Source organism: Streptomyces sp. NPDC002463, from assembly GCF_042889835.1.
Lineage (GTDB): Bacteria > Actinomycetota > Actinomycetes > Streptomycetales > Streptomycetaceae > Streptomyces > Streptomyces nymphaeiformis.
Genome location: NZ_JBIARL010000055.1, coordinates 1 through 5,255, shown reverse-complemented (window position 1 = coordinate 5,255; position 5,255 = coordinate 1). Strand labels below are relative to the sequence as shown.

The 5,255-nt window shown below is 64.9% G+C and carries 1 protein-coding gene; it reads left to right on the top strand.

Annotated elements, in window-relative coordinates; all coding sequences use genetic code 11:
* The coding region (locus ACFYX3_RS41915) for an RHS repeat-associated core domain-containing protein (RefSeq protein WP_389025397.1) at positions 1-5,073 on the top strand (5,073 nt) is incomplete at its 5' end.
* Positions 5,074-5,255 lie beyond the last annotated feature (182 nt).

The window sequence follows — 5,255 nt, the reverse complement described above, 5'->3', positions numbered from 1 at the left end:
GCGCCGGCCGGTGTCCACTACAAGCTGGCCGCCAAGCCCGGTCTGGACTGCACCCCGCTGAAGGACCCGATCCCGGACGCCTGGACGATGACCCGCCCCGACGGCACCCGGTTCCTCTTCGGCTGCGACGGCTACCTGACCTCCACGGTGGACAAGAACGGCAACACCATGCTGTTCACCTACGAGGAGCGGAAGTCCAACAACAAGCCCACCAAGTTCCTGACGTACATCACCGACCCGGCGTCGCGGCAGACGCTGACGGTGGACTACTTCAAGAAGGGCGACAACTCCTACGAGTACGTCTCGGACACCGGCACCATCGCCACGGGCTCGAACCTGACCAACTCCAAGATCTACGACCACGTCAAGTCGGTCACCGACGTCTCCGGCCGTAAGATCAACTTCTGGTACACCGACAAGGGTCTGCTCGGCCGGTTCACCGACGGCGTGGGCTCCTCGCAGCCGAAGGTGTTCAAGTTCACCTACGACGCCACGCAGGGCAACAAGAACGTCAAGATGGTGGCGGCCACCGACCCCCGGGGCAACGCCACCAAGCTGGACTACTACGCCCCGCGGACCGGTGACGACCCGAAGTACCACTGGTGGACCAAGACCATCACGGACCGGCTGAACAACAACACGACGTTCGCCTACCAGGCCGACCCGACGAACCCGAAGTTCACCGACACCAAGGTCACGGACGCCGAGTCGCACTCCACGGACTACGTCCTGGACGACTTCTACCGCCAGGTGAAGTCCACCAACGCCAAGGCCGAGTCCCTGGACATGTCCTGGGACGCGGACAACAACGTCATCCTCATGAAGGAGGCGAACGGCGCCCAGACCACCTGGACGTACGACCAGAAGACCGGCAACCCGCTGACGAAGAAGGACGCGGAGGCCAACAGGAACGGCACCGCGGCGACGGTCTACACGTACCAGACCCGCGCGGACGGCTTCTCGGCCGACCTGGCCACCAAGACCTCCCCCGAGGGCCGCAAGTGGCAGTTCGGCTATGACGCCTTCGGCAACCTGAAGACGGTCACCGACCCCATGGGCGCCGCCACCACCTCGGTGCCCGGCGACTACACCACCACGTACGAGTACGACGCCTACGGGCAGTTGACCAAGGCCACCGACGCCAACGGCAACTCGACCGTCAACTCCGACTTCGACGTCATGGGCTACCCCAGGAAGATCACCGACGCGGAGAGCCACGCCACCTCGTTCGTCTACGACGAGCGCGGTCAGGTCACCTCGGTGACCGACGCGCTGGGCACCACCACCACCCAGACCTACGACACCTTCATGCGTCCGCTGGTCAACAAGCTGCCCAAGGACCAGGCGCAGGGGGTGTTCATCACCACCCCGGCTCCGGTGTACGACGCCAACGACAACGTCACCACCAGCACCGCCGCGGACGGCGTGGTCTCCACCGCGCTCTATGACACCGCGGACCAGGTGACCGAGTCGACCGGCCCGGACAACAACCTGAGCGGTCGTACGACGCGCTACACGTACGACAAGGTCGGCAACCTCAAGACCACGACCGAGCCCAAGGGCGTGGCGACGACCTCCGTCCCGGACGACTACGTCACCACCAACACCTACGACGAGATCTACCAGCTCATGGCGGTGGTCAACGCCCAGGGCGACAAGGTCTCCTACGAGTACGACAACGTCGGCAATCCGGTCACGGTCATCGACCCGAAGAAGAACGCCACCGCCGACACCACCGACTACACCAGCAAGAGCTCCTTCGACCTCAACCACCGCGTCACCAAGGTCACCGACGCGGCGGGCAAGTTCACCACGAGCGAGTACGACAAGGACTCGCTGCTGGTCAGGAGCACCGACAAGGAGGGCAACACCAGCGAGGTCGTCTACGACCAGCGCGGCAAGAAGATCGAGCAGCGGGTCCCCTACTCGGGCAGCACGCTTCGCATCACCAAGTTCGAGTACGACCAGATGGGCAACACCACCAAGGTGATCAGCCCGCGCGGCACCGCCACCGCGGCAGTGGACGACTTCACCAGCCGCACCGAGTACGACAAGCTCAACCGCCCGGTCAAGCAGTACCAGCCCTACGACCCGGCGGACGCGCGCTACAACGACCCCAACGTCTACACGCAGACGACGTACGACGTGGTCGGCCGCACCTCGCGGGTCTCCGCGCCGCCGTCGGCGGGTCAGACGGTCCGCAACGACACCGACTACACCTACTTCGACAACGGCTGGACCAAGACGTCCACCGACCCGTGGGACATCGTCACCTCCTACGGCTACAACACGACGGGCCAGCAGGTCTCGCGCACCCTCACCTCCGCCGGCGGTTCCAGCTCGCGGACCCAGGGCTGGGCGTACTACCCCGACGGCAGCATCCAGTCCCGTTCCGACGACGGCATCCCGGTCGGCGCCCACGTGGTGGTGGCGGACGACTCCGACACCCAGACCACGTCGGCGACCGGCACCTGGGCCACGGCCTCGGCCACCGGCCAGCAGGGCTACGACCACCGCACCCACGCGGCGGGCACGTCGACGGACACGTTCACCTGGACGCTGAACGTCCCGCAGGACGGCAGCTACACCGCCTACGTGAAGTACCCGACGACCTCGGGCGCCTCCACGGCGGCGAAGTACACCGTCACCCACGACGCCGGTACCACCGCCAAGACGGTCAACCAGACCACCGGTGGCGGCACCTGGGTCTCGCTGGGCTCGTTCACGTTCAAGCAGGGGATCGCGTCCAAGATCACCCTGGCGACCGACGCCTCGGGCAAGGTCGTCGCCGACGCGGTGAAGATCGTCCGCACCGTCACCGAGACGGACAACGAGAAGAAGAACTTCACCTACTCGTACGACCTCAACGGCAACCTCACGTCGATCACGGACGCCTCCTCGGGTGCCAGGATCGACACGTACTCGATGACCTACACCGGGCTGAACCAGGTCCAGAAGGTCAGCGAGTCGCTGTCCGGCGTCGAGAAGAAGGCCACGTCGTTCACCTACGACGCCAACGGCCAGAAGGTGACGACGAGTCATTCGGACCAGTACGCGCAGTACTTCTACGACGCGCGTGAGCTGGTCAAGACGGTGAAGGTCGGCAAGTCCGTCTCGGACGCCTCGCCGAAGGTCACCGACTACACCTACACCGACCGCGGCCTGCGGCTGAAGGAGACCAAGGCCAACGGCAACACGGTCGACTACACCTACTACCTGAACGCGGCGCTGAAGACCCAGAGCGAGAAGAAGCCCAACGGCACCCTGGTCTCCTCGCACACCTACGCCTACGACGCCAACGGCAACCAGGCGCAGGACGTCGCGTCCAAGATGAACGCCGACAACCACGGCGCGTACCTGAACTCCACCACGGACTACACCTACGACCCGGTCAACCGGCTCGCCCAGTCCGTGAAGACGGGAACCGGCGCGGGCACCGAGACCTACGTCCACGACAACAACGCCAACGTCGTCACCCAGACGATCAAGAACGTCACGACCAACTACACCTACGACCGCAACCGGCTCCTGAGCTCCAGCATCGGCGCCGCGACCAACAACTACAACTACGATCCGTACGGCCGACTGGACACGGTCGTCGCCGGCGGCAAGGTGGTCGAGGACCGGGACTACGACGGCTTCGACCACGTGGTCAAGAACGCCAAGCTGCAGACCGACGGGGTCACGACGAAGACGACCACCTACGTCTTCGACCCGCTGGACCGCACGGCGTCCAAGACGGAGGGCGGCAAGACCACCGACTTCAACTACCTCGGTACCTCCAGCGAGGTTCTGAACGAGGCCGTTGCCGGCGAGGTCACCAAGTCCTACCAGTACAGCCCGTGGGGCGAGCGCCTCACGCAGCTGAAGAAGAACACCGACGGCACCGAGGAGCTCGGCGTCTACGGCTACAACGGCCACACCGACGTCGAGACCCTCACCGACACCACCGGTGACACCAAGTCCACCTACGGCTACACCGCCTACGGCAACAACAACGACGCCGAGTTCACCGGCATCGACAAGCCCGACACGGCCCAGCCCGACAAGGAGGCGTACAACCCCTACCGCTTCAGCGCCAAGCGCTGGGACGCCGCCAGCGGCACCTACGACATGGGCTTCCGTGACTACAGCCCCGGCCTGAACCGCTTCACCAGCCGGGACATGTACAACGGCGCCCTGGCCGACATGCGGCTGGGCTCGGATCCCTTCACGGGGAACCGCTACGCCTTCACCGGCGGCAACCCCATCAGCGGCGTCGAGATCGACGGTCACAACTGGTGCGAAGGCGGCGCCTTCTGCCCCTGGGACGACAACTTCGCCTCGGCTTGGGTCGGCACCGTCGAGACGGTCGCCGACACGCTGGCCAGCCCCGTGCTCGCCGCGGAGCCGATCCTTCGGGACAAGTGCCCCGGATGCTTCGGAACCCCCGGCAATCCCAATGGAGTGGATCTGGGATTCGAATGGGTCGCGGGCACCGGACCCAAGCACCGGGACTTCGGCGGAAACGACGCCTTCACACAGTCGCTCATGGACCACTACCACGTCCAGCGCGTGCGGGAGATCGCGGCCGACAACATCAACATCGGCAACTACAATCTGGGTGCGAACGTGGCCCAGAAGTACAACAAGGAAACGGGGGTCATGGAGAACAACGGTCTGAATCACTCGCTGAACTCCAAGACCGTCTTCATGGACTTCACGTCGAACATGTCCGCGGCGTTCCTCGGTTCCTACAACATGGACTACACGGTCAAGTCCGTCGACAAGGAGGCGGGCACGGCGACCATTCAGTTCCATGTGAGCAACGACAGCACCATGAACTCCGGAACGCATATCGCTCCGGAGCTCGGCGGGTACAGCAGCTGGTGGTCCGAGAACATCGCCAAGCCTCTCAATTCGTACTACGAGACGGGGCGCTTCAGTACGAAGTCGCAGGACATCACGTGGGAGGAGACGGTCGACCTCAACGACCCCAAGGCTCCGTCGCAGTCCTCGTCCTCGTCCTCGTCGTCGGAGGATTCGAGTAGCTTCCTGGACACCGTGACAAGTTTCCTGGGCAGCCTCTTCTGACGGCAGGCTGACGCGCTCGTTCCCGCCGGTCGACCGGCGGGGCGCGCCCTGGAAAACGGCGGGGGGGGGGCCCCCGGCGCCCCCGGGGGGCCCCCCCCCCCCCCCCACCCCGGGGCCCCCGGCCCCCCGCCCCCGCCAAAAATATAAAAAGGAAAAAACAATGGCAAGTGAAAATTTAGGCC